This is a genomic window from Curtobacterium sp. PhB115, assembly GCF_003752025.1.
Taxonomy (GTDB): domain Bacteria; phylum Actinomycetota; class Actinomycetes; order Actinomycetales; family Microbacteriaceae; genus Curtobacterium.
Window position 1 is genome coordinate 489,840 of record NZ_RJKR01000006.1, and the last position, 23,549, is coordinate 513,388.

Annotated in this window: 24 protein-coding genes; 5 read left to right on the forward strand and 19 right to left on the reverse strand. The window is 70.3% G+C overall.

The features are described from left to right. Positions 1-65: 65 nt before the first annotated feature. The 3 genes from EDF19_RS07925 to EDF19_RS07935 form a co-directional block, all read right to left on the reverse strand. Positions 66-935 (reverse strand): ABC transporter permease, encoded by an 870-nt coding sequence (locus EDF19_RS07925; protein ID WP_123680356.1) that lies wholly within the window; start codon positions 933-935, stop codon positions 66-68. Beyond that, positions 932-1,849: an ABC transporter permease gene (locus tag EDF19_RS07930; RefSeq protein WP_123680357.1), complete on the reverse strand. Its 918-nt coding sequence runs from the start codon at positions 1,847-1,849 to the stop codon at positions 932-934. Before EDF19_RS07930 ends, EDF19_RS07925 begins: the two co-directional genes overlap by 4 nt. A 175-nt stretch (positions 1,850-2,024) precedes the next feature. Next, the gene (locus tag EDF19_RS07935; RefSeq protein ID WP_123680358.1) at positions 2,025-2,843 is read right to left on the reverse strand and encodes a GntR family transcriptional regulator; all 819 of its coding nucleotides are present in this window, start codon (positions 2,841-2,843) and stop codon (positions 2,025-2,027) included. 285 nt (positions 2,844-3,128) lie between these two features. On the opposite strand from EDF19_RS07935, the gene EDF19_RS07940 reads away from it, so the two are divergent. Next, positions 3,129-3,866 carry an alpha/beta fold hydrolase gene (locus EDF19_RS07940; protein WP_123680359.1) on the forward strand — a complete coding sequence of 246 codons (738 nt, stop codon included), beginning with the start codon at positions 3,129-3,131 and terminating at the stop codon, positions 3,864-3,866. 57 nt (positions 3,867-3,923) lie between these two features. On the opposite strand, the gene EDF19_RS07945 is transcribed toward EDF19_RS07940, so the two are convergent. The 3 genes from EDF19_RS07945 to EDF19_RS07955 all read right to left on the reverse strand — a co-directional run bounded on the left by EDF19_RS07945 (position 3,924) and on the right by EDF19_RS07955 (position 6,468). After that, positions 3,924-4,778, reverse strand: coding sequence for a LamG domain-containing protein (locus EDF19_RS07945; RefSeq protein ID WP_123680360.1), 855 nt, complete (start codon positions 4,776-4,778; stop codon positions 3,924-3,926). Next, the gene (locus EDF19_RS07950; protein ID WP_123680361.1) at positions 4,775-5,659 is read right to left on the reverse strand and encodes a S26 family signal peptidase; all 885 of its coding nucleotides are present in this window, start codon (positions 5,657-5,659) and stop codon (positions 4,775-4,777) included. The genes EDF19_RS07945 and EDF19_RS07950 overlap by 4 nt, the downstream gene beginning before the upstream one ends. A 155-nt stretch (positions 5,660-5,814) precedes the next feature. Then, positions 5,815-6,468: a hypothetical protein gene (locus EDF19_RS07955; RefSeq protein ID WP_123680362.1), complete on the reverse strand. Its 654-nt coding sequence runs from the start codon at positions 6,466-6,468 to the stop codon at positions 5,815-5,817. Between the two features lie 172 nt (positions 6,469-6,640). On the opposite strand from EDF19_RS07955, the gene EDF19_RS07960 reads away from it, so the two are divergent. Continuing rightward, positions 6,641-7,096 carry a MarR family winged helix-turn-helix transcriptional regulator gene (locus EDF19_RS07960; protein ID WP_123680363.1) on the forward strand — a complete coding sequence of 152 codons (456 nt, stop codon included), beginning with the start codon at positions 6,641-6,643 and terminating at the stop codon, positions 7,094-7,096. 18 nt (positions 7,097-7,114) lie between these two features. On the opposite strand, the gene EDF19_RS07965 is transcribed toward EDF19_RS07960, so the two are convergent. The 5 genes from EDF19_RS07965 to EDF19_RS07985 form a co-directional block, all read right to left on the reverse strand. Continuing rightward, positions 7,115-9,145 (reverse strand): hypothetical protein, encoded by a 2,031-nt coding sequence (locus EDF19_RS07965; RefSeq protein WP_123680364.1) that lies wholly within the window; start codon positions 9,143-9,145, stop codon positions 7,115-7,117. Positions 9,146-9,192: 47 nt separating this feature from the next. After that, positions 9,193-9,858, reverse strand: a complete 666-nt coding sequence (locus EDF19_RS07970; protein ID WP_123680365.1) for a TetR/AcrR family transcriptional regulator — start codon at positions 9,856-9,858, stop codon at positions 9,193-9,195. 34 nt (positions 9,859-9,892) lie between these two features. After that, a complete protein-coding gene (locus EDF19_RS07975; RefSeq protein WP_123680366.1) occupies positions 9,893-11,389 on the reverse strand; it encodes an MFS transporter in 1,497 nt (498 codons plus the stop codon). 217 nt (positions 11,390-11,606) lie between these two features. Further along, the gene (locus EDF19_RS07980) at positions 11,607-13,658 is read right to left on the reverse strand and encodes a GMC oxidoreductase (protein WP_123680367.1); all 2,052 of its coding nucleotides are present in this window, start codon (positions 13,656-13,658) and stop codon (positions 11,607-11,609) included. 20 nt (positions 13,659-13,678) lie between these two features. Continuing rightward, positions 13,679-14,413, reverse strand: a complete 735-nt coding sequence (locus EDF19_RS07985) for an alpha/beta fold hydrolase (RefSeq protein WP_123680368.1) — start codon at positions 14,411-14,413, stop codon at positions 13,679-13,681. Between the two features lie 50 nt (positions 14,414-14,463). Here EDF19_RS07985 and EDF19_RS07990 point away from each other — a divergent pair, with 50 nt between their 5' ends. Beyond that, on the forward strand, positions 14,464-14,877 hold the full coding sequence (locus EDF19_RS07990) for a MarR family winged helix-turn-helix transcriptional regulator (protein ID WP_123680369.1): 414 nt from the start codon (positions 14,464-14,466) through the stop codon (positions 14,875-14,877). A 72-nt stretch (positions 14,878-14,949) separates the two neighbouring features. Here EDF19_RS07990 and EDF19_RS07995 read toward each other — a convergent pair whose 3' ends face one another. The 3 genes from EDF19_RS07995 to EDF19_RS08005 form a co-directional block, all read right to left on the reverse strand. Beyond that, positions 14,950-15,390: a VOC family protein gene (locus EDF19_RS07995; RefSeq protein ID WP_123680370.1), complete on the reverse strand. Its 441-nt coding sequence runs from the start codon at positions 15,388-15,390 to the stop codon at positions 14,950-14,952. A gap of 474 nt (positions 15,391-15,864) precedes the next feature. Next, on the reverse strand, positions 15,865-16,506 hold the full coding sequence (locus EDF19_RS08000; protein ID WP_123680371.1) for an NAD(P)-dependent oxidoreductase: 642 nt from the start codon (positions 16,504-16,506) through the stop codon (positions 15,865-15,867). A 14-nt stretch (positions 16,507-16,520) separates the two neighbouring features. Beyond that, complete coding sequence (locus EDF19_RS08005) at positions 16,521-17,942, reverse strand: MFS transporter (RefSeq protein ID WP_311317098.1); 1,422 nt, start codon at positions 17,940-17,942, stop codon at positions 16,521-16,523. A 39-nt stretch (positions 17,943-17,981) separates the two neighbouring features. Between EDF19_RS08005 and EDF19_RS08010 the strand changes: the two genes are divergently transcribed. Then, complete coding sequence (locus tag EDF19_RS08010) at positions 17,982-18,695, forward strand: TetR/AcrR family transcriptional regulator (protein ID WP_123680373.1); 714 nt, start codon at positions 17,982-17,984, stop codon at positions 18,693-18,695. Between the two features lie 267 nt (positions 18,696-18,962). Here EDF19_RS08010 and EDF19_RS08015 read toward each other — a convergent pair whose 3' ends face one another. The 5 genes from EDF19_RS08015 to EDF19_RS08035 all read right to left on the reverse strand — a co-directional run bounded on the left by EDF19_RS08015 (position 18,963) and on the right by EDF19_RS08035 (position 22,502). Further along, a complete protein-coding gene (locus EDF19_RS08015; RefSeq protein WP_123680374.1) occupies positions 18,963-19,199 on the reverse strand; it encodes an SDR family NAD(P)-dependent oxidoreductase in 237 nt (78 codons plus the stop codon). Beyond that, a complete protein-coding gene (locus tag EDF19_RS08020) occupies positions 19,196-20,038 on the reverse strand; it encodes an oxidoreductase (RefSeq protein WP_123680375.1) in 843 nt (280 codons plus the stop codon). Before EDF19_RS08020 ends, EDF19_RS08015 begins: the two co-directional genes overlap by 4 nt. 49 nt (positions 20,039-20,087) lie before the next feature. Further along, a complete protein-coding gene (locus tag EDF19_RS08025) occupies positions 20,088-20,846 on the reverse strand; it encodes an SDR family oxidoreductase (RefSeq protein WP_123680376.1) in 759 nt (252 codons plus the stop codon). A 40-nt stretch (positions 20,847-20,886) separates the two neighbouring features. Next, positions 20,887-21,567, reverse strand: a complete 681-nt coding sequence (locus tag EDF19_RS08030) for a flavodoxin (RefSeq protein WP_123680377.1) — start codon at positions 21,565-21,567, stop codon at positions 20,887-20,889. A gap of 74 nt (positions 21,568-21,641) precedes the next feature. Continuing rightward, complete coding sequence (locus EDF19_RS08035) at positions 21,642-22,502, reverse strand: aldo/keto reductase (protein WP_123680378.1); 861 nt, start codon at positions 22,500-22,502, stop codon at positions 21,642-21,644. Positions 22,503-22,603: 101 nt separating this feature from the next. On the opposite strand from EDF19_RS08035, the gene EDF19_RS08040 reads away from it, so the two are divergent. Next, on the forward strand, positions 22,604-23,506 hold the full coding sequence (locus EDF19_RS08040) for a helix-turn-helix domain-containing protein (RefSeq protein ID WP_123680379.1): 903 nt from the start codon (positions 22,604-22,606) through the stop codon (positions 23,504-23,506). Positions 23,507-23,549: the final 43 nt, after the last annotated feature.

Genomic DNA, 23,549 nt, shown 5'->3' on the forward strand with positions numbered 1-23,549 from the left:
TGGGGGTGCGGGATGGGGACGGGTCGGGGTGCGGGGGTGGGACGAGCGGTCAGCGGCACGAGCGGTCAGCGGCGCGAGCGGCGCGCGGACAGGCCCTGCGAGACGAACTGGACCCCGCCGATGACCATCAGGATCATCAGCGCGGGCAGGACGACGAGCGCGGGGTTGGTCTGGAGGTAGTTCTGGCCGTCGGCGATGAGTCCGCCGAGGCTGGGGGTCGGCGGCTGGATGCCGAGGCCGATGAAGGACAGCGAGGACTCGATCGTGATGACGGTGCCGACCTCGAACGCGGCGAGGATCGCGATCTGCGGCAGCACGTTCGGCAGCAGGTGGCGGCTGACGACCCACCAGCCGGAGCCCCCGGCAGCGGTCACGGCGGTGACGAACTCGCGCTCCCGCAGGGACACCGCGATGGACCGGGAGACGCGGCCGTAGCCGACCCAGTTGGTCAGCCCGAGCATCACCACCAGCAGGGTGGTGCTCGAGCCGAGGGCGGCGACCAGGACGATGAGGAGCAGGACGACGGGGATCGAGAGCTGCACGTCGGCGACGCCCATCAGGAACGCGTCGAGACGACCGCGGCGCCAGCCGGCCACGAGCCCGATCGCGAGGCCGAGCACCATCGAGATGAGCACGGCGCCGAATGCCACGACGAGCGAGGTCCGCGTCGCCACCGACAACCGGCTGAGCAGGTCACGGCCCAGCGCGTCCGTCCCCAACAGGTGCGCGCCGCTCGTGAACGGCGTCTGCTGCGCACTCGCGAGGTCCTGCGTGTACGGGTTGAACCCGGGCAGGAACGGCACCACCAGGACCACCAACGCGACGATCACGAGCATGACGGTCGCGACGACGAGCGAGGGTGCAGCGCCGACGAGTCCGGCGGTGAGGGACCGCGCCTGGGTGCGGGTGCGGAGCCGGGTCGTTGCCTGGGTCATGAGAGCCTCACTCGGGGGTCGAGCACCGCGTAGAGCATGTCGACGATGAAGTTGATGGCGACGAAGAGCATCGCGATGAGCACGACGCCGGCCTGCACGATCGGGTAGTCCCGCTCGGTGACGCCCTGCACGATCAGGCGTCCGAGGCCTGGCCAGTTGAAGACCATCTCGAGCACGACCGTCCCGCCCATCAGCACGCCGAGGTTGATCCCGGCGATCGTGATGACGGGCAGGAGCGCGTTCGGGAGCATGTGCCGCACGACGATCCGTCCGCGGGAGACGCCCTTCGCGCGGGCGGTCCGGACGTAGTCGAGGGTCCGTGACTCGTCGAAGGACGACGAGATGAGCCGGAGGTACAGAGCCACCTCGAACGTGGCGATCGTCGCGACGGGCAGCACGAAGCTCGCGTAGCTCGTGCGGCCGATCGCGGGGAGGAGTCCGAGCGAGACGGAGAAGACGAGCACCAGGAGGATGCCGAACAGGTACGGGGGGATCGCCTGACGGACCGTCGCGAGCCACATCAGCGTCGACCGGAGCCGCTTGCTGCCGGTGGTCTCGGCGACGACGGCCAGGGCCACGGCGAGCGCGAAGCCGATCACGAACGAGGTCAGGGCGAGCTCGACGGTGTTCGGGAGCCGCTCGAGGACGAGCCCGAGGGCGGACTGTCCCTGGCGGATCGAGTCCCCGAGGTCGCCACGGAACGCGCCGGCCATGAAGTCGACGTACTGCACGAGCAGCGGTCGGTCGAGGCCGAGGCTGTGCCGGGCGGCGTCCACGTCGGCCTGGGTCGCCTGGTCGGGCAGCATGAGCCGGACGGGGTCGCCGGTCAGCCGGGCGAGCACGAACGCGAACGTGAGCACGGCGAGGACCGTGACGACGATCCGCGCGACGCGGGAGCCGATGAACCGCACCATGGGACGGTCCTTCCTTCTGGGCGTGGGACGAGGTGGTCACCTCGGTGTGCAGGTGACGCTATGTGCCGATTGATTCCGCACCGTGACCTGTCGGTAACGGTTGATTGCGCGCCGTCGATCCGCATGGGCAAGCCGATCGGCGGCGTTTCCGCCGCCCTGGGAGAAGCTGCGCGGGTCAGCGCGGGGGCGTCTGGGTGTTGAGCATCGCGGGCACGTCGTCGTGCTTCGCCCACAGGGCCACTCGGTCGCCGCGGTAGTGGCCGTAGGCGAGCATCCCGACGCGACCGTCGGCGCCGCGCACGAGCGTCTCGCGCACCAGGATCGCGGCACCGACCGCGACCTTGAGCACCTTGGCGGTGCGCTCGTCGCAGTTCACCGCCTCCACGGTCGCCTCGACGTGCGACAGCGCGACCTGCCGCATCGCGTTGAGCCGGGCGTCCCGGTCGTCGTCGTCCACGAGCAGGTCCGGTGCGTCCAGCGGGTAGTACCCGACGAGCACGCCGAGTGGTTCGCCGCCCCGGGTGACGAGGTCCTCGCGCATCAGCACGTACTCGTCGTCGATCTCCAACCGGCTGCGGATGTGCTCGTCGGCCAGCACGGTGGCGCGCTCGAGCTCCGTCAACTCGAGGGCCACCGAGGGGCGGTCGGGGTCCTCCTCGGCACGGGTCCAGCCGCCGATCGGCAGGAGTTCCAGCAACGGCAGTTCGGAGATGGAGGCCACGACGCTCGTCCCGATGCGCTGCCGGCGTTCGATGAGTCCCTCGGCACCGAGCATCGACAGCGCCGAACGGATGCTGTTCCTGCTCATCATCATCGACATGATGAGGCTCTGTTCCTCGACCGGTCGTCCGGCGGAGAGCACGCCTCGGCGGATGCTCGCCCGCAGGAGCACGTGGGCCCGCCGGGGCGAGGACTGCAGGAGTTCCCGGATGCGCTGACCGCTTCCGCTCCGGGCACGGCCGATGGCCTCGGTGAGTTCCGTCTGCGTGTACACGTCGATCCTCCGGTCCGGGGCCGAGCGACCTGCGGCCCCTGGGGTGGAGGTGAGCCTATGGACGACGCGTGTCGTCCAAGTGCCCCTGAGCGTTACGGGTTCGTTTCGCGGGCCTTCCGGTGACGGCCCCCTCCGGAGTAGCCTCCGAGCGTTCGATGCCCCTCATGACCGCGCGGCCGCTGCACCGTCGCGCCGACGGTCGCTCCCGTGTCCCCTCACCCGACGGGGCACGTCTCGCCGCCGAGCGGCGGCTCGCCCTGCGGGGCGGTACGTGAGGAAACACGCATGTCGAAACCGACCATCGTCCTCGTCCACGGAGCGTGGGCCGACGGCTCCAGCTGGGACCTCGTCACGGCTCCACTGCAGGAGCAGGGCTACACCGTCCTGGTCCCGCCCAACCCGTTGCGCGGTGTCGCGAGCGACGCGGCGTCCATCTCGTCGTTCGTCGCGCAGCGCACCACCGGTCCCGTCGTCGTCGTGGGGCACTCGTACGGCGGCTTCGTGATCTCGAACGCGGAGTTCTCGAACGACGTCCGAGCGCTCGTCTACGTCGACGGCTTCATCCCGGACGAGGGCGAGTTCGTCTTCCAGCTGCTCGGGGGATCCGGTTCCGCGCTCGACGTCCCCGACCCGACGAGCGTGCTCGACCTGATCGCGTACCCGGGCTCGCCGGAGGGGGACCTCGAGGCCTACCTCAAGCCGGAGACCGTGCACCGGTACTTCGCGCAGGACCTGCCCGACCAGGACCGCGGACTCGTCGCCGCCCGGCAACGGCCGATCACGCTGAGCGCCAACACCGCACCGTCCGGACCGCCGTCGTGGTCGGACCGCCCGGTGTGGGCGGTCGTCGGCACCGAGGACCTCGTCATCCCACCGGCGGTGCTCCGCTCGATGGCGGAACGTGCTGGAGCGACGATCACCGAGGTGGCGGCGTCGCACGTCTCCATGGTGTCGCACCCGGAGGCCGCGATCGCGGCGATCACGGCCGCAGCCGCGGTCGCGCAGCCGGCCGAGATGAGCTGACGCGACCGGCAGGCGGCCTGGAGGCGCGGGGCGGGCCCGCCCGGCGCCTCCAGGCCGTCAGCGACCCGCTGCTGCGTGTGCGGCGACCTGGGTGGCGGACAGTTCCGTCCCGTAGACGGCCGCGTACCGCATCGATCCGGTGAAGTAGGGGTTGGCGGGGCTCCCCGGCCAGCCGCTGACCGTGTCGTAGCCGATGCGGAAGTAGCCGGTGTAGGGCTCCGGGTTCTTGAACGCAGCGTTCGACGCGACCAGCGTGCCGTCGACGTACAGGCGCATGCCGTTCGTCGGCGACATCGTCGTCACCGCGTGGTGCCACGCACCGTCGGTGTAGGCCTTCGGCGACGTGACGACCTGGGTCGTGCCGCTGTAGGTACCGAACACGAGCTGTCCGCTCGTGTTGAGGTAGAGCTTGCGGTCGTGCTGCCCGGAGCCACCGGTCTGGCTGCTGCCGAAGCCGATGAGCTGTCCGCCGGCGACCGTGGTCTTGAACCAGACCTCTTCACTGAAGGTCGTCGGGTTGGCGTAGGAGCGCGAGGTGGAGACGTAGCTCGTGGAGCCGTTCAGCACGTAGGCGCTGCCGGTGTCCCGCGGGCAGGCGTTCGGGTCGGGCGTGACCGCCGTCATCGAGCCCTGGTAGGTGCCGTTCACGCCGCGTCCCGACCAGTCGGTGGCGGTCTTCGCGTTCGTCGACTCGGTGAGCCGGTACGCGAACAGGGCGTTCGCGGTGTCCGCACCGACGGCACCGGTGCACGTGAAGTACGGGGCGGTCGCAGCGGTGTTCGTGTCGTCGCGAACCGTGGCGCTGTAGGCGGAACGGGTCGGTGCGAACTGGTTGAGCAGGACGACGACGGCCAGGGCGACCACGAGCAGGAGGGCGACGACGCGGCCGTCACGCAGGCGGCGGAGGATCACGAGGGACGCACCGCCTCGACGCGGCCGACGGCCAGGCAGGCCACGAGCGGCACCAGGCACACGGCGATCAGGGCGACCCAGCCCAGGGGGTCGAGTGCGATGTTCGACGTCAGCTGGTAGTGACCGTTCCCCGTGAGCTCGTGGATGACGACCCGGCCGACCTCGCCGTCGACGAGGTGGACGGTGTTGCCGCCGTGTGCGTCGATGCGGACCGGGAAGATGCCGGACGAGATGACGGTGGCCTCGACGCCGGTCGGGCTCGAGGTGTTCGTGATGGTCGTGACGTTCACGAAGGGCTTGAGGAGGAACGCGGCGTACGACGCGGTCAGCGCACCGCCGGCGATCCGGAGGCAGGTGCGGGTCACCCGGTCCGTGAACGCGCTGGTCAGGGTCCAGATGAGCAGGGTGCCGATGAGCAGGATCGGAGCGGCGCGGAAGAGCCAGCCGAGGTGCGGGACCAGGAGTGCGGGGGTGCCGATGACGTCGGCCTGCGAGAGGGTCCACGGGTCGGTGGCGCCGTTCACGTCGCCGCGGGTGTGGATGCCGCCGTCCGCGTCGATCGCGATGATGCGGTGCGTGTAGACGACGTCCTGGTTCGCTGCGGTCTCGAAGGACACGATGTCGCCGACGTGCAGGGTGTCGACGTCGACCGGGAGGTCGAGCACCAGGGTGCCGACGGGGGCGGCCTCGCCCATCGAGGGGGTCTCGACGACGAACCAGCGGCCGCCGGCGGAGAGGAACAGGACCGCAGCGCCGAGCAGGAGTGCGGCGAGTGCGGCGACCGACCAGGCGAGGACCGTCTCGGAGCGGGTGACGGCACGGCCCCGGAGGATCGGGCGGTCGAGCGTGCCGGTCAGCGGGATCGCCGTGGTCTGGCTCATGTGCTGCTCCGGTCGGTCGTGGGGTGCTGGTGCTGGTGCTGGGTGCTGGTGGAGAAGGTGGCGACGCTCGACCGTCGGGGGGTGCGGTCGAGCGTCGCCGGTCTGGGGTCACGGGACGTTCCGGGCCGGCCGGGGGGAGCCGGCCCGGAGCGGGATCAGGCCGTGAACGTCCAGGTCATGGGGACCGAGGCCGCGAGGCCCTGGTAGGTGTTGCCCGCCGACGAGTCGAGGGTCACCGCGAAGTTGAACGGGACGCTCGCACCGGCGGCCGGGGCCTGCGGCATCGTGAAGGCCGACGCCGCTGCACCCTTGAAGCTGGCGAGCGTGCCGCTGAAGACGGTGGTCGAGCCGGAGGTGATGACGAGGTTCATCTTCGCGCAGAGGTCGGTCGCGGTGCCGTTGGCCGAGCCGTTCGTCGACTGGGTGCAGGTGGCGCCCGGGTTCAGCGTGAAGGTGCTGGCGCTCGCGGTGCCGGTGTTCTTGATCGTGATGGCGGTGTTGACCGTGTTGCCCGGGGTCATCGTCGTGCTGCCGCCGAACTTGTTGATGGTCGAGCAGGTCGCCGAGTTCGTCGAGACCGATCCACCGTCGGTGCTGAGGCACGTGACCGTGGCGCCGGCGTTCTGCTCCTGCATGATCAGCGTGCCGCTGCCGGCGGTGTTGCTGCTGTTCGTGATGCTCGCGGCGAACCCGGAGAGCGTGCCGGTGAGCGAGAGGGAGAGGAGCACGGCGGCGAAGATGCCGGCCAGGAGGGCCACGGGTGCGAAGCGGATCCGCTTCAGTGCGGAGGTGCGGAGCTTGGTGGACACGGGGTACCTCATCGGTTCGGTGGTGCTCGAAGGTTGGGGAAGCAAGTCACTCGGGCGGATTTGCTTCAATCATTAAGATAGTCACTGGTTCACCAAGTTAGCCACTCGCCCATCTACCCCAGTGCGGGGGACGCTCGTGTCCCCCTGGTACCCGACATGCAAGGATTCCCTCGTGCCAGCAGCAGCAAGCGACGACGACGCAGCCGACCTCATGGCCGCGTTCGCCGCCGTCGTGCGCGCGAACGCGAGCCTGGTGAGTCAGCTCAGCACCCGAGCGGGGGTGCACGAGAACGCCCTCCGGGCACTCGTGCTCATCAGCGACACCGGGTACTCCACCCCGACGGAGGTCGCCGGGTACCTCGGCCTGACCTCGGGTGCGGTGACGAACATGATCGACCGGATGAGCACCGCTGGCCTGCTCGAGCGCGCGCCGAACCCGGCCGACCGCCGCGGTTCCTTGCTGCGCTTGCTGCCGCCGGGCGACGCCGTGGTCGCGGACTACCGGCAGCGGTACGCCGCCATGCTCCGCGCGGTCGACGGCGCGCACGGCGGCGAGCTGCACGAGGTGCTGAACGACCTGGCGACGAGCCTGTACGAGCAGGCCGCTGCGGCGGTCCCGGAGGAGTAGCCGGGTCCTCGCCGGCGATCAGCTGACGACCACCCGCGCCCTGTCGAGGTTCTGGACGAGCTCGTGCCCGGTGCCGGACGCGCCCGCGGGCTGTGCCGTCGCCCGGACCGTCACGAAGTACGTCCCCGGCTCCGCGAACGCCAGGCGCCTGCTCGACGAGACAGTGCGCGCGGGGGTCACCGACTCGGCTCGGTACCCTGCGCCGCGGCCGTCGTCCCACTCGACCGCGACGACCTCGCCTCCACCTGGAGGAGCGGTGACCGTCGCGGTGAGCTCCACGACGTCCCCGACCCGCGCCGTGAACCGGCGGGATCCCCCGGAGGACAGGTCCACGACCGGCTGGACCCCGCCGCGCTCGAGGGCACCTGGTGGCACGACCGTCTGACCGTCGATGACCCGGTACTGCGTCGACGCCGCAGGTTCGACCCCGTCCTCGACCCACCGCGCGAGTGCCCGGAGCGCCTGCTGGAGCACACCGAGGTAGCTCACGGTGCGCGTCGGGAACTCCTGGTGCTCGTCGTCCCCGTGCAGGGCGTTGTCGACGAACCAGAGGCGGAACAGGGAGTCCGCGTCGTCCCCGAGGTGTTCGACGACCTTCCGCCGGTACCAGTCGGCCTGCCACGCGAAGGCCTCACGGTCGAGCAGGCTGGAGACGACGATCACCTTGTCGCCGATCCGGCCGCTCTGGACGGTACCCGAGGCATGGGCAGCGAACACCGGTCCGAGCAGGAACGGCCGCTGCGGGAGCCTCGGCTGGCCGTGCTCGTCACGGAACTGGTCCCACACCGGGTACGAGGCGTCCGGCACCTGGTGCCGGTGGTAGGTCTGGGCTGCGAGGAAGTTCGAGTTGTCGATGCGGACCTCGTCGCCGACGGCGATGCGACCGATCGTCGCCGCGTCGTTGTCGAGGTCGATCACCGCAGTGTTCCCGGACGTGCCGCTCAAGCGGATCCGGGCACCGGCTGCGGCACCCGTCCGCACCTGGAGCTCGGCACCGGCGACGTCGTGGTCGAGGGTGTGGGCGAGCGAGAACGCGGCGACGTCGGCGTCCCCGATCTCCTCGTAGACCGGCTCGACACCGCCGACGCCGGTGAACCCGGACCGGTCCGCGACCACGCCGGCGGCCACCGCTGCGGCCGTGGACAGCAGGCCGGTCACCGTGGTGTCCACCCGGGTGCGTTCCTGGTGGACGGCGTCGTCGGGGTCGGCCCCGGGGTAGCCGTCGACGTTCCAGAAGTCGTGGTCGAAGTAGGTGGGGTCGGCCATCACGATGCCCGGGTACAGCGCGCTGAACGCGTGGGTGCCGAGCGTCTCCCAGGCGAACCACCCGCGGGCCGGGAACCCCATCCGGGTCACCTCGGCGAGCGCCTCCGCCTGCACGTCCGTCAACCCGTCGAACGGTGAGCGGTCGCTGCCGACGTCGGACGCGTCGACGATGTCGGGGAACGCGTCCCGCAGGATCCGCTGCGCCCGCATCCGGACCGTGAAGACGTTCGGGATCGCCATCGGGCTCCCGACGACGTACGGGACGTAGCCGTCCCAGACGCCCGTGGTGTTCTCGGCGGCGCCGATCGTCCGGTACGCGCCGCCACTCCCGCCGTACGCGTAGCCGTGCGGGCGGTGCGGTCCGTAGACCTGCTCGGCGACGACCCGGGAGTACCGGGCTGCCGCCGCGTTCGCTCCCCAGGCACCGATGGTCGGGTCGAGCCCGGACATCGGGTCCCCGGCGGCTTCCCCACCGCCGTTCGTCTCGACGAAGTAGGCGCCGCTCGACGCCGAGAAGCCGATCTTGTCAGCCTGTCCGGTCGCCGTCTGCGCGAGGTCCTCGCGCAGCGGTCGCGGCGTGACGTGCTGGAAGAAGCGCCCCTGGTACTGCTCCGTCGGCGGGAAGTAGAACGAGAACCGGGTGTCCGTGCCGTGGAAGCCGCCGTGGACGTAGCGGTGCCGCACGGGCACGTCGCGCCACTCGTCGACGTCGGTGTACGGGCGGTCGAAGAGGTCCTCGGTGGGATTCCCGGTCGACTCGGGGACCTGGGTGGTGTCGGTCATGTCGTTCTCCTCACGCCCACTGGTGGGGCGACGTCGTTCGTGGCGGGTCAGAGCCCTGCCGTCGGGTCGGTCATCGCGGCGACCATCTCGGTCCAGTTCCGTCCGGTGAGCCGGCGGATCCCGTCGAGGAGCATCTCGCCGATGTCCAGGTCGGGGTCGACCGCGTGCATGGACGCGAGCCCCTCCCACAGTGCGAAGACCTGCCGCCCCACCGCCGCCGGGTCCAGCGAGGGGTGTGCGAGTCCGGCGCGCTGCTGTTGCTCGACCACCGCGGTCCAGAGCCGGATGCCCTCCGACGTGCGGTGCGCGATGTAGGCGGCGGCAGGGTGGTCCTCGGACACCGCCTGTCCCTTGACCACCTGGTACAGGCGGCGCCGGTGCAGTTCGGTCGGGGTCCTGGCGTTCGCGACCGCTCGGAGGCCGTCCAGGTCCAGGTCGGGTGCGAGCCCCGTGTCGCCGGTCCGCGGGTCGCGGTGCGACGCGAGGGCGTCGGCGAGTTCGAGTGCCGCGATGACCAGGTGGTCCTTCGTGGGGAAGTGGTAGAGCAGCGTCGCTTCGTTGGTGTCGGAGCGCTCCGCCGCGAGCGCCGTGGTCACCTTCTCGTGACCGAGCTCGTCGACGATGTCGAGGACCGCCTGGGCGATCGTCTCGCGGCGTCGCTGGGACCGGGCGTAGGGGCCGCGCTTGTTCCGTGTGCCTTCGGGGGTGGTCATCGTCTCACCGTAGGTGGGTGGCTGCCGCGGGCGCTCACGCGCGCGGGGGCCCGTCGTCGGGGAGCGGGGTCTCGCTGTCCGCGGTCGCGACCGGCGTGGCGATGCCGCTCGCGGTCGGTGCGACCGCCCCGACGCCGTACTCCTTCGCGGCCCGCTCACGCTGCACCATCACCGACGCGGTGATGACCGGCAGCTCCCGTTCGAAGCGCTGGTACCGCCACGCGATGACCGCGGCGACGATCGACAGCGCGGCAGGGATCCAGCTGTTCACCGCGATGATGCCGAGCGTCGCGGACGGCGTCTGCACCGATCGGGTGCCGTCGTACCCGGCGATCGAGAGCACGATCCCGCCGACACCCGCAGCGACCCCGACGCCGAGGTTCTGCGCGAAGCTGGTGATGCCTCCGCCGACGCTCTCGAGGCGCCGGTTCCCGAGGGACTCGTTGTACGTCGCGTTGTCGATCACGAGGACGGGCAGCAGGAACGCGATCGGTGTGCTGCCGGCGGCGGTGAACAGCGCGGCGACGAGGAGCAGCGGGATGTTCGCCCCGGCGAAGGAGTACATCGCGAACCCGATCGCACCGAGCACCGACGACACCATGATGATCGCCGAGATGGAGTACCGCTTGATGATCCGGGGGAAGAAGACCATCACGGGCAGGATGACGATCGCCAGTGCGCCGGCGATGCCCAGCAGGCCGACGTTGCCCACGATGTAGCGGTAGTAGTAGGCGAGCGCGCCGAAGTTCCCGAGGACGGCGATGACGAACTGGATCGCGGAGACGCTCCAGAGGTACGGGTTGCTCCGCAGCACCGTCGTGATGTCGCGGAGCGTCGCCCGCTGGGTCGTCTCCGGGTCGGGACGGTTCGTCTCCCGCACGGTGAAGAAGCGGATCAGGCCGATCAGGGCCAGCGGGATCGCGAACACCAGGATCATGTGCGACCACGCCGTCGTGGACTTGCCTGCTTGCCCGACCAGGACGGGGAACGTGATGCCGATCACGAGGCTGACGACCCCGATGACGACGCCGGACGCGGACGACGCCTTCGTGTACGCGTCGCGGTCCGCGAAGGCGCGGGTGAGGTACAGCGGCTGGTTCGCCAGGAACAGCGGGGAGAACACCGCGGTGACGAGCAGGTACGTCACGAACACCCACGCGTACTTCCCGACCTCACCGAGACCGCCGGGGGTGGAGAACAGCATGGCGGTGAAGATCCAGATGCCGACGATCGCGAGGTCGTAGGGTCGCGCCTTGCCCCACCGTGTCTCCGGGGACGCGTCGACCAGCCACCCGGCGAAGAGCACGCCGACGGCATCGACGATCTTGCTCGCGAGCAGCAGGCCGCCGACGATCGCCGGGGCGAGTCCGAGGGTGTCCGTGCAGTAGATCGTGAAGTACGTCAGGACGATGACGGATCCGGCCTGCGATGCGTGCGACGACGACCACGCGAGCAGCCGTCCGAACGGGATCCTGTTCGATCGATCGGGTGTCGAGCCCAGGGGCGATTGGGGTTCTGACGTCGTCGTCATGGGACTCCTCCGTTGGAGCACTGCGTGTTCGGGTGAGCCGATCGTAGGAGTGCCGAGTTCCCGGTGTCAATGCCAAACTTGAGTCACGACCAATTTTGCGCTCTTCCGCACGCCGTATGCCCGCGAATGGGGGTCGCCAGTGGTTGTTTTCCTGGTCTGGACCCAGCATTCACCGGCCTGGAGGCACGGGGCGGGCCCGCACCGTGCCTCCAGTCCGTCAGTGGGTCGCGTCCAGAGCCCGTCCCCCGACCAGGTGGTCGATGCTCCGCATCGCCGTCGCGAAGATCGTGAGCACCGGGTTCACCCCGCCGTTGGTGACGTGCACCGAGCCGTCGACGACCCGTAGGTTGTCGTGCCCCCAGACCCGACCGAACGGGTCGACGACCGACGTCGACGGGTCCGTCCCCATCCGCAGGGTGCCGGCCTGGTGCTGCCCGCCGCTGGTCCCGGACAGGGTGCCGCGCATCTCCGCGACGCGGGTGGCCCCGGCCGCGCGCAACCAGTCGGCGCTCCGAGCGCTGGTGTGGTCCCGTGCTCGCGTGTCCTCCGGGTGCGCGTCGCCGCTGAACCGGGCCACGGGGATCCCGTACCGGTCGGTCACCGCGGGGTCGACCCGGACGCGTGCGTCGGCGGAGGTGACCTCCTGGATCGGCCCCATGAGGCGCATGCTCCGGCGGGCGAGGTCCCGCATGCCCTGCTTGCTGGCGATCCCGGCGCGGGGGAGCAGGCCGAAGCCGGTCAGGTAGGCGTAGGTGTTCGAGGGCGTGGCGACGAACTCGTCCGCGATGATCCCGCCCCCGATCTGACCAGGGACACCGTGGCGGAAGTCCGTCGTCGCGATCGACGGCCCCGGGCCCAGCCCGTCCTCGACCACGTCGTCGAAGACGCCCATCGCCCCGCCGTACCGGTGTCCCTGCAGGTGCCGACCGACCAGGTCGTGGTCGTTCCCGATCCCGTGGGGCTCCCGCTCGGTCGGGCTGTTGAGCAGCAGTCGGGCGGACTCCACGGCGCCGGCCGAGACGACGACCTCGTCCGCGTCGACGTCCGCGTGCCAGTCGACCCCGTCCACCGTCCCGACCAGGGCCACGCCCACCACCCGCCCTGCGCTGTCGGTCCGCAGGCGCGCGGCCCGGGTCTCGAGCACGATCGAGGCGTTGCCGGTGGCGAACGCCCGCGGCAGCAGCGTGTTCTGACTGCCGTTCTTCGCGTCGACCGGGCAGGCGAACCCGATGCACATGCCGCACTGCTCGCACGCCCCACGCCCGAGGTACGGCACCGAGTTCACGAGCAACGGGACGTGCACGGTCGACCAGCCGAGCGCCGAGGCGGCCCGCGCCAGACGCTCCCGCGACGGCCCGGACGCGATCGGCGGCATCGGGAACGGGTGCTCCCGCGGCCCGGCCCACGTGCCGTCGCCGGCGCCACCGCTCACCCCGAGCTCCCGCTCCGCGCGGTCGTACCAGGGCGCCAGGTCGTCGTAGCGGATCGGCCAGTCGGCCAGGCTGCTGCCATCCGGCACGCCGTGGTCGGTCGCCATCGTGAAGTCCCGGGGCGCGAACCGCCACGCCTGCGCGCCGTACACCCGCGTGCCACCGCCGGCCGTGAACGCGTTGTTGTGCCACTCCCAGTCGGACGGCCGGACCACGCGGTCACCGTCGTGGTCCGTCACCACGCGGGGGTTGCCGAGGTCGACCGGGCCGGAGCGCGGTTCGAGCCCCCACGACGACCTGGGGTTCCGGAGGTGGTCCCGAGCGAGCGTGCCGGTGTCCGGCCAGGCGCCCGCCTCGACCACGAGCACCCGACGGCCGGACTCGGCCAGGCCGCACGCCGCGACCCCGCCGCCGGCACCCGAGCCGATCACGATCGCGTCGTACCGCGCGGCGAGCTCCGACGGGTGCGTGACCACAGGCTGCGCGGTCGGCACCGGGACCGGGACGCCCCAGCCGGCCGGGGGACCGGGCTGCCAGCCGACCATCTCCCACGAGCGCTCGCCGTCGTTGCCACCGTTGCCCGCGTCGGCGTAGTACCCCGCGGACACGATGCCGGCGAACCAGTCCCACTCGGCGCTGTCGACCCCGACCTCGACGACCGAGGCCACGCGGGCGGTCCAGTCCGGTCGGTCGTGCAGCGTGTGCCGGAGGAACTCGAGGGCGCCGGCCTCGATCGCGGAGGGGTGCTCGTCCGCGGGGACGACCTGGTCGGCGAGGACCAGGAGTCGCGCTCCGTTCGCCCCGAGGAAGGTGTCGACGTCGTCGTCGGTACGGCTCATGCCCCCACGCTAGCTGCGGCTCAGCGCGCCAGGAACGGGTCGATCACCGCCCACGTCGCCTCGGGTGCCTCGAGGTGCGGCAGGTGTCCGGCGGCCGGCACCTCGGCGAAGCGTGCACCGGGCACCGCTCCGGCCACCGCCCGACCGTACGCCGGCGTGACGACGCGGTCGCTCGCGCCCCAGACCACGAGCGTCGGGACGTCCACGGTGGCGAGGCGGCCGAGCAGGGTCGGGTCGCTCATGCCCCTGCCGGCGACGGCGGCCATCGTCCGGCCGTTCTGCTGCTGCACCGCTCGCTGTTCCTCGGTGAACCGGGCGGGGTCGAGGTACCCGCGCTCGGGGTCGTGCCACGCGACCTCGGCGAGACCGCGGGCGTCGAGGGCGAAGAAGTCGGCGATCGGCTCACCCTCGACCACGGCACCGACGGTGTCGATCAGCACGACGGCGCCGAGGACCCCCGCGTACTGCTCGTCGGCCGCCGCCTGCACGGCCATCTCGAGGGCGATCCAGCCACCGATCGACGATCCGACGACGACCACGTCGCGCTCAGAGTGCTCGACGAGCCGCAGGAGGTAGGCCCGCGCGAGGTCGGCGACGGACGAGATGGACTCCGGTCGCGTCGTGCCGTCCCAACCGGGGTGCGTGGGGGCGAGGACGTGCGTGTCCGGTGCGAGGTGCCCGACGATCGGTGCGACGGTTCGCGGTCCGCCGCCGCCGTGCAGGACCAGGGCGGTGCGGGTCGGCTGGCTGTTCATGGCACTCCTGACTAAACATGTTGATATCAATGTGTTGATATCGTAGCACCATGACGACGGACCTCGAAGGCCTCGGGCAGGCGATCAAGCGGGCGCAGTACCGGAACCACCGCACGATGGACACCGCCCTGCGGGACGTCGGGGTCAGCCTCGTGCAGTGGGACGCGCTGCGTGCCGTCGACCGGATGCCGGGTGCGTCCGGCCACGAGCTCGCCGTCGCGACGTTCCAGAGCGACCAGGCGTTCGGGACCCTCGCGACACGGCTCGTCGAGCGGGGACTCGTCACCAGGACGGCAGGACACGGCCGGCGTCTCGAGCACGCACTGACCGATGCCGGCCGCGAAGCGCTCCGCGCGGGCCACGCCGTGGCCGCGACCGTGCTCGACGACCTCTTCGCGCCGCTCGACGAGCGACGGCGATCAGATCTGCTGGACACGCTCCGCCTGCTCACCGACGGGGGATGACCGAGAACGCACGGGCCTGGAGGCGCGACTCGCGTTGCGGACGCGGGTCGCGCCTCCAGGCGACGGCTCGCGCTAGTCGGAGGGCCGCAACGACTGGGCGAACATCACGAGGATGCCGCTGGGCCCCCGCAGGTAGGTGAGCTTGTAGATGTCGCCGTACGTCGCGACGCCGCGGAGCGGGTGGTAGCCGTGCCGAGCGGCGGTCGCGAGGGCCTCGTCGATGTCGTCGACGTTGAAGGCGACGCGGTGCATGCCGATCTCGTTCGGCAGCGTGGGCTCCGTCTCGATCGCCGCAGGGTGGATGTACTCGAAGAGCTCGAGGCGAGCGTGCCCGTCCGGAGTCTGGAGGAGCGCGATCTTCGCGTGGTTGCCGTCGAGACCGACCGCGGTGTCCGCCCACTCGCCACTGACCGTGTCACGACCGAGGACCGTGAGCCCGAGGTCGGTGAAGAACGAGATCGCGGCATCGATGTCGCGGACGGCGATGCCGACGTTGTCGAGGGTGATGGCCATGGGACAACTATCCAGAGCGACCGCCGGCTGGACAACCCTCGGAGAGCGGTCGCGTCTGCAGCAGGCCGGTCCGCGAGCCGATCGCCCGCGACGAGGACGGCTTGCTGGTTGAACAGCACGGCCGCGGCGAAGCCGGCACCCCAGACAACGAGGACCGCCACGACGAGCGGGGTCGACAGGGGCGCGATCGCCAGCACCCCGAACGCGACGACGATCAGCACCGGTGACACCAGGAGCCCGGCCGGCAGGGCCCGCGGTGACACCGAGGACGAACAGGGAGCCACTGACGGCGGCCCCGCCGAGCCCTGCGGCTTCGAGGGAGGGCGATGGAGGTGAACACGGCGAAGTGGCCGAGGAGCATCAGCGCCCACCCGACCGAGACGCGCAGAGCGCCAGGCAAGCGGGCGGCTTGCAGGAGGTGCATGTGGAGACCAGCCTCGACCTCGTCGTCGGGCTCGGGACCCGTTGATTCTGTCACGTGGTCATGGTCGGGTTTCGGCGGGTCCAGTGTTCGTTGTCCGCGCAGGAGATGACGAAGTCCGCGACGTCCTTCCTGGAGATGCTGACGCCGCCCTTCGGGTTCTTGCCGTCCTCGACCCGGTAGTTCCCGGACGCGGCCTCGTCGAGGAGCCGTCCCGGCCGGACGAAGGTCCAGGGGAGGTCGCTCGCCCGGAGCGTCGATTCCATCTGTCGCATGTCGCCGTAGGTGTTCTCCATGAACGGGACCATGAACGCTCGGTACCACCAGGGGTGGTTCGGGTCGTCGTCGCGGACCCCGCTGGAGGTGATGCCGACGAAGCGGTGGCTGCCGCCGGCGGTCGCGTCGACGACGGCTCGCGCGACACCGGCGTACAGGCCGTTCGACTTGCGACCGGACGGGCCGACTGCCGAGACGATGACATCGCCCGGTCGGAGAGTGCTCCGCAGGGCGACGGCATCGCGAGCGTCGGCAGCGACGACCTCGAGGCCGTCACGGGCGGCGAGGTTTGCACGTTCCGGAGAGCGGACGAGGGCGACTGCCCGGTGGCCGCTGTGCAGGGCCGAGTCGAGGACGAGCCGGCCGGTGCGCCCGCCGGCGCCGAGGACGATGATCCGTGTGCGGGGGGTGGTGGTCATGACGTGCGTGCCTTTCAGCGGGTGTGGGCGTGCGTGGGGATGCGGAGGACGAGCAGCGCGGCCCCGGCCATGAGTGCGATGACGACGGCGAGGCCGGTGATCATGGAGGCTGTGCTGGTGCTGGCGAGGAACACGGTGCCGAGGATCGAGATGCCGAGCGCCGTGGCGATCTGCTGCAGGGAGGTCATGGCGCCGGCGGCGCTTCCGATCTCGTGACCGTCCGCGGTGCCGAGGATCGTCTGGATGACCGGGCCGAAGAGCAGGCCCTGGCCGAGACCCGTGACGAAGATCCCGACCTCGAACACGACGACGTTCTGGTCCATCAGCACGGCTGTGGCGATGAGGACGAGGCCGACGACCTCGACGAGGAAGCCGATGTGCAGACCGTGTCGTCCGACAGATGCTCGGAGGCGTGCGGCGATCGGCGCGCCGACAGCGATGCCGATCGCGAGGGGCGCGAGTGCGAGCCCGGTGGCGATGGCGTCCTGGCCCCCGCTCAGCTGCAGGAAGAGCGACAGCAGCAGGTTGAGTCCGCCGGTGCCGGCGAACAGCGCGGCTGCGACGGCGAGACCCGCGATGAAGGTCGGCTTCCCGAACAGGCTCGGTTCGAGGATCGGAGCGCTGCTGCCTCGGATCTGGCGGACCAGGACCCATCCGGCGGGGACCGCGAGTGCGAGGAGCACGAACGACCACCAGGGCCAGCCGGACTCGCGTCCCTGGATCAGGGGGAAGACGAGGAGCGCCGCTGACACGGCGACGAGCGCCGCCCCGGCCAGGTCGATGCGTGCACCAGGTCGACCGTCGTCGTGCGGGAGCCACAGGGCTGCGGCGATGAGGACGAAGAGTCCGATCGGGACGTTGATCAGGAAGATGGCACGCCATCCGCTCCCGGCGATGTCCCAACCGATGAGCGCGCCGGCGAGGATGGGCCCACCCACCCCGGCGATCGCGTTGATCGGGCCGAAGAGGGAGAACGCCCGGCTCTGCTCGCGCTCGTCGCGGAACAGGGCGCCGACGATGCCGTACCCCTGTGGGATGAGCAGTGCGCCGAAGGCGCCCTGGATGGCCCTCCCGGCGAGCAGGATGCCGATGGATGGTGCGAACGCGCAAGCGAGCGATGCGACCACGAAGCCGGCCGCGCCGATCAGGAAGACCCTGCGGCGGCCGAGTCGGTCACCGAGTCGCCCGCCCAGGATCAACAGGATCCCGAACGGAAGCGTGTACGCAGCGGTCAGCCACTGCAGGACGGCTTCACCTCCGTGCATCGCCTCCTGCACGGAGGGAGCAGCGACGACCATCACGGTCGAGTCCAAGAGATCCATCGCGGTTGCGCAGAGGACGGCCGCCAGAGCGACCCACCTGTGGTTGTTGTGGTCTTCCACATTGACTCCTTTCACCGAACGCCGTTCGTTGCGAACACTGTTCGTGACGAACACTGTACGCCCCGAACGCCGTTCGTCGCGTACAGTGGTCGCATGACGCCCGACACCAATCGGCCCGACTCAGCCCGGACGCGCCCTGCCAAGCCACCGCTGAGCCGCGAGGCGATCGTCCAGACCGCGCTGCTGCTCATCGACGAGTCCGGGGTCGACGCCGTGTCGATGCGGAAGGTCGCGACGCGCCTCGACACGGCAGCAGCGTCGCTCTACGTCTACGTCGCCGACCGCAAGGACCTGCTCGAGGCCGCCTACGACCTCGCGCTGGCCAACGTGCTGGTCGGACACGGGGAACCCGCGGACTGGCGAGGCGAACTGGAAGGCCTCGTCACGGATCAGATCCACGTGCTCGCGACCCACGACGACATCGCTCTCGTCGCCCTGATCGAGGCGCAGGTCGGCCCGAACTCCCTCGCCATCACCGAACGTGTCCTCGCCCTCCTCCGGACAGCGGGCCTTGCTGAGGAGTCACTCCTGGCCGCAGCGGACCTCCTCGACCAGTACGCGGCGTCGACCGCGGTCGAACGAGCCAGCTGGGCACGCCGAGTCCGAGCGGGAGCGGAGCGTGCCGATGTACCCGACGCATCCATGCAGGCCGCACGAGACCGCCTCGGGCGGGTGTACGACGCGCTCCCGGAGACCGAGTTCCCGGAAATCCGTGCGTTGCGAGCGCGACTCGACGAATCCGACCCGGACGACCGTCACCGGTGGAAGCTCGGAGCGATCATTGCCGGCATCACGGGTGAGTCTTGATCCGAGTCGCGTGAGTCAGCGGACGCGGAAGCGGCATCAGCGCTGGAGTGCCGGTGGGTGCGCATCGGGTGCGCATCCCGTCTCCGCGCAGCTGTCGCAGAAGCGAGCGTCTCCGATTTCGTCTCGATGACCGATCGGCGAGCTCCGGAACGGCGCTGAGCGAGACGGACGGTCGGCGCGGACTGTACGTACCGTGAGGTTGACTCTTCCCGGCTGTGCCTCGGCGCAGCAGATCCGACCGAGTGCCAGACCCTCGTTGGAGCCCGTTCAATCGGCGTGGCTACCGCACGAGCGGCTGAACCCATCGACTGCCGCCTGGATGGATGCGGAATCGGTGACGTCGACGGGCACGATCAGGGCCGTCTCCGGGAAGGCGGTGCGCAGGTCGTCGAGGACCTTCGGGTCGCGGGCTGTGGCGACGACGTGGCGTCCGGCGCCGAGTACGTGCTCGGCGAGTGCCCGGCCCAGCCCGCTGGACGCACCGGTGATGAGCCAGGTGCTCACGAGTCGTCCTCCTGCGTGAAGTCGGTGGTGCGGCTGACGTCGGCCCAGGCGTCGATCTCGTCGATGCGGCCCTGCAGTTCGTCGCGGACGATCTGCACGGCGTCGGATCCCATGAGCAGGCGGAACGGTGCTTCGTCTGCCTCGACGGTGTCGATGATCACGCGTGCGGCACGGTCCGGGTCGCCCGGCTGCGTGCCGTGTGTGGTGTCGTTCTCCTTGCGGCGCTTGCCGGCCGTGTCGGCGTAGTCGTCGATCACGGTGCGGGACTGCTTGAGCGACCTGCCGGAGAAGTCGGTGCGGAACGCCCCCGGTTCGAGGACCATCACGCGGATCCCGAGCGGCCCGACCTCACGGTTCAGCGCGTCGGACATCCCCTCGAGTGCGGTCTTCGTCGCGGTGTAGTAACCGGACGCCGGGTTGGAACGGGGTGCGCCGATGGAGGAGACGTTCACGATGGTGCCGGCGCGGCGGGCGCGCATCTGTGGAAGGACCTCCTTGATCAGGTCCACGGGCCCGAAGAAGTTCGTGGCGAACAGCTCGTCGACCTCGTCGGTGGCGGCTTCCTCGACCGCGGCACGGTAGCCGTGGCCGGCGTTGTTGACGAGGACGTCGACGGCACCGAACCGCTCGGTCGCGGCGGTGACCGCGGCGACGACCTGGTCGTGGTCGGCCACCTCGAGCGAGACCGCCAAGGCGTTCTCGGGGTACGCGTCGGTGATCTCCGTCAGGTGGTCGGTGTTGCGAGCGGTGATGACGGCGTTGTCGCCCTGCTCGAGGACGGCGCGGGCAAGGGATGCGCCGAGTCCGCTGGAGGCGCCGGTGATGAGCCAGGTGGTCATGGTGTCCTTCTCGTCGAGCTGATGCGGTGGGTGGTTCGGTGCCGGCTCGTCAGGAGCGGGGCCGGACGTGGTCGAGTTCGCTGAGTACCGCTGTCGGCTCCTGATCGATCGGCAGGTTGTCGGCGTCCAGCACCCCGTCGAGGGATCCGGCCGCGTCCGGGCGCAGCGAGTCGAAGACCGGTGTCAGGTCGTCCTGCTCGTCCCCGCGCGCCGCGACCAGTTCGAACGTCTTGTGTCCGGCAGCGGGGTTCGTGAGACTCTCCACGAGGACGCGAGCGATCTCGTGGCGGGCGATCACGCCGTCGGCGGGCGTACCGGTCGTCTCGGTGTCGCCCTGACGGGGTGCGATGCGGAGCTCGTCCGCGTCGTTGTAGTCGAACCAGCCGGGACGGACGATGGTGTACTCGTTGCCGCTGGCACGCACGAGCCGCTCACCGCGCCGCTTCCACTCGGAGCTGGCGCGACGGACACTGACGCCGATGGTGGTCATCAGCGCGATCCGGACCGGCCGTCCGTCGAGTGCGCGCAGCACGTTGCGGACGGCGCCGTAGTTCACCGCTTCGGCGTTGCTGTTGTCACCGTGCGTGAAGATGACGGCATCGATGTCGCTGACCGCTTCGACGAGGGTCGAAGCGTCGGTGAGGTCGCCGATGACGACCTCTGCCCCACGGGCGAGGCCCTGCCCCTTGTAGGCCGAGCGTGCAAGTGCGCGTGTTCGGTGTCCGGCGCGGACAGCGGTGTCGACGACGTGCCGTCCGACACTGCCGGTGGCTCCGACGACGAGGACGGTGCGTTGCTGGGCAGGCATGGCGTTTCCTCCGGGATGGATCGGGGGCGGTCGAGTGGGTTCAGAGGAGTCCAGCGGCTCGGAGCCACTGGTCGACGTCGGTTCCGGCGCCGCTGTCCCGGACTTCTTCGCCGCGAACGGCGAGGCCCTCGCCGAGCGTTGCTCCGGTGTCGAGGTCGCGGTAGAAGGACTCGGTCGACCCGAGGCCGCTCACCGCGTAGGTGACGAACGGCAGCACGGGCTTCCCGGAGAGGTCGACCGCCTCGGCGAAGGTGGCCATGATCATCGGGGGCTGGACGTTCCAGATGGGGCTGCCGAGGAGCACGGTGTCGTACTGGGCCAGGTCCGGTAGGCCGCCAGCGATGTCGGGCCGGGCGTCGCCGTTCTGTTCACGGACGTTCCGCGCGACGGTGTCGTCGTAGCTGTCGGAGTACGGGTCGGCGGGTTCGATGCGGACGACGTCGCAGTCGATCCGGTCGCTGATCAGTCCGGCGAGGACCTCGGTGTTCCCGGTGTCGAGGGTGCGCCGGCCGCCGTTCCAGTAGTTCTCACCCGGGCGGGAGAAGTACGCCAGCAGGATCCGCTCGTCGGAGTCGGTCGAGGGCACGGTGCTCCTTGCGATGGTCGAGGGGGCGGGGGACGAGCCGGTGCTGCAGGCAGCGAGGCTCGCTGCTGCTGCGGCAGCAGCCGCAGCACCTGCGCCGCGGATCAGAGCGCGACGTGAGATGGCGGGTTCGGCCATGGCAGTGGTCCTTCCGGACAACGGACTGGAGGCGCGGTGCGGGCTGGCACCGCGCCTCCAGTCCGAAGGGTGGTTCAGCTGAGGCGACGTGCGCTGAGCCAGCGCACCATCTCGGGGTCCTCGTGGTCGAAGAACTGGGACTCACCGGTGTGCAGGTCCGCGATCTGAGCCATCTGCGCCTCGGTGAGCTCGAAGTCGAAGACGTCGAGGTTCTGGGCCATGCGGTCCGGGTTCACCGTCTTCGGGATCGCGACGACACCGCGCTGGGTCAGCCAGCGGAGGACGACCTGCGCGACGGACTTGCCGTGGTCCTTGCCGATGCCCTCGAGGACCTCGTTCGTGAACAGGCCGTTCTTGCCCTCGGCGAAGGGACCCCACGACTCGATCTGGACACCCTCACCGCGCATGAGCTCCTGGTAGTCGGTGTTCTGCTTGAACGGGTGCGTCTCGATCTGGTTGACCGCGGGGACGACCTCGTTGTTGATGATGAGGTCGAGCAGCTGGTCGGGGGCGAAGTTCGAGACACCGATCGCGCGGGCACGGCCTTCCTTGTTGAGGGCCTCCATCGCGCGCCACTGACCGTAGTAGTCACCGAACGGCTGGTGGATCAGGTAGAGGTCGACGTAGTCGAGGCCGAGCTTGCGGAGCGAGTCATCGAAGGCTCGCTTCGTGTTCTCCTCGGCGGGAGCGTCCTGGATCCAGAGCTTCGTGGTCACGAAGAGCTCGTCGCGCGGGATGCCGCTCTTCGCGATCGCGGCGCCGACGGCTTCTTCGTTGCCGTACGCGGCGGCGGTGTCGAGGAGACGGTAGCCGGCGGTGAGGGCGGCGCTGACGGCCGCCTCGGTCGAATCATTGTCGACCTGGAAGACGCCGAAGCCGAGGATCGGCATCTCGATGCCGTTGTTGAGCGTCACAGTGGGGGTCGCGTTTGCCATGCGTCCATGACACTCCCGCCCGCCCGTGCGTGGGAGGGCGGGCTTATCCGTGTACCAGCAGTCACTCCTCCACTCGGGCGGGCGGTCGTACGGTGGCGGTCATGGACAACCACGCCGAGGTCAGCGACTTCCTCCGCACCCGCCGTGCGCGCATCACCCCGGAGCAGGCCGGCATCATCAGCGGCGGACGGCGGCGAGTGAAGGGGCTCCGTCGCGAAGAGGTGGCGATGCTCGCAGGGACGAGCATCGACTACTACGCGAAGATCGAACGGGGCAACCTCGCCGGTGTCTCGGCCGAGGTGCTCGAGGCGATCGCCCGCGCGCTGCAGCTCGACGAAGCCGAGACCGAACACCTGAACGACCTCGCCCGCAGCGCGGTCCCGACGCCGGCCCGCCGACGGATCAAGTCCCCTGAACCGGTCGTCCGTCCGAGCCTGCAACGCTTCCTCGACACCATCACCGGAACGCCGACCTGGGTGCGGAACCGACAGATGGACACCGTCGCGACGAACCCGCTGGGACGGGCACTGCTCGCGCCGATCTTCGACGACCCGGGGGCGCAGGGCAACAACGCGCGGTTCACGTTCCTCAACCCGGCCGCGCGGATCTACTACCCGGAGTGGGTGTCCGGCGCGAGCAGCATCGTCGCCTCACTTCGTCAGGCGGCGGGGCAGAACCCGCACGACAAGGCGCTCACCGGGCTCATCGGCGAGCTCGTGACCCGGTCGGACGAGTTCCGGACCCGTTGGGCCGCCCACGACGTCCGATTCCACCGCACCGGGGCGAAGCGGATCCACCACCCCGAGGTCGGCGACCTCGAGTTCACCTACGAGGCGTTCGAGATGCCAGACAGCCCCGGATGGACCATGTACGCCTGCACGGCAGCCGTCGGATCACCGACGGAGGAGCGACTGGCGCTCCTCGGCAGCCTCGCCGCGAGTTCCGAAGCCGACGGCGAGGCTGACGTGATCGGCCGCACCACTCGAGAGGACCCTCATGCCTGACACCACCACCCGCGTCGCCGAGGTCATCGCCTTCGCACTCTCC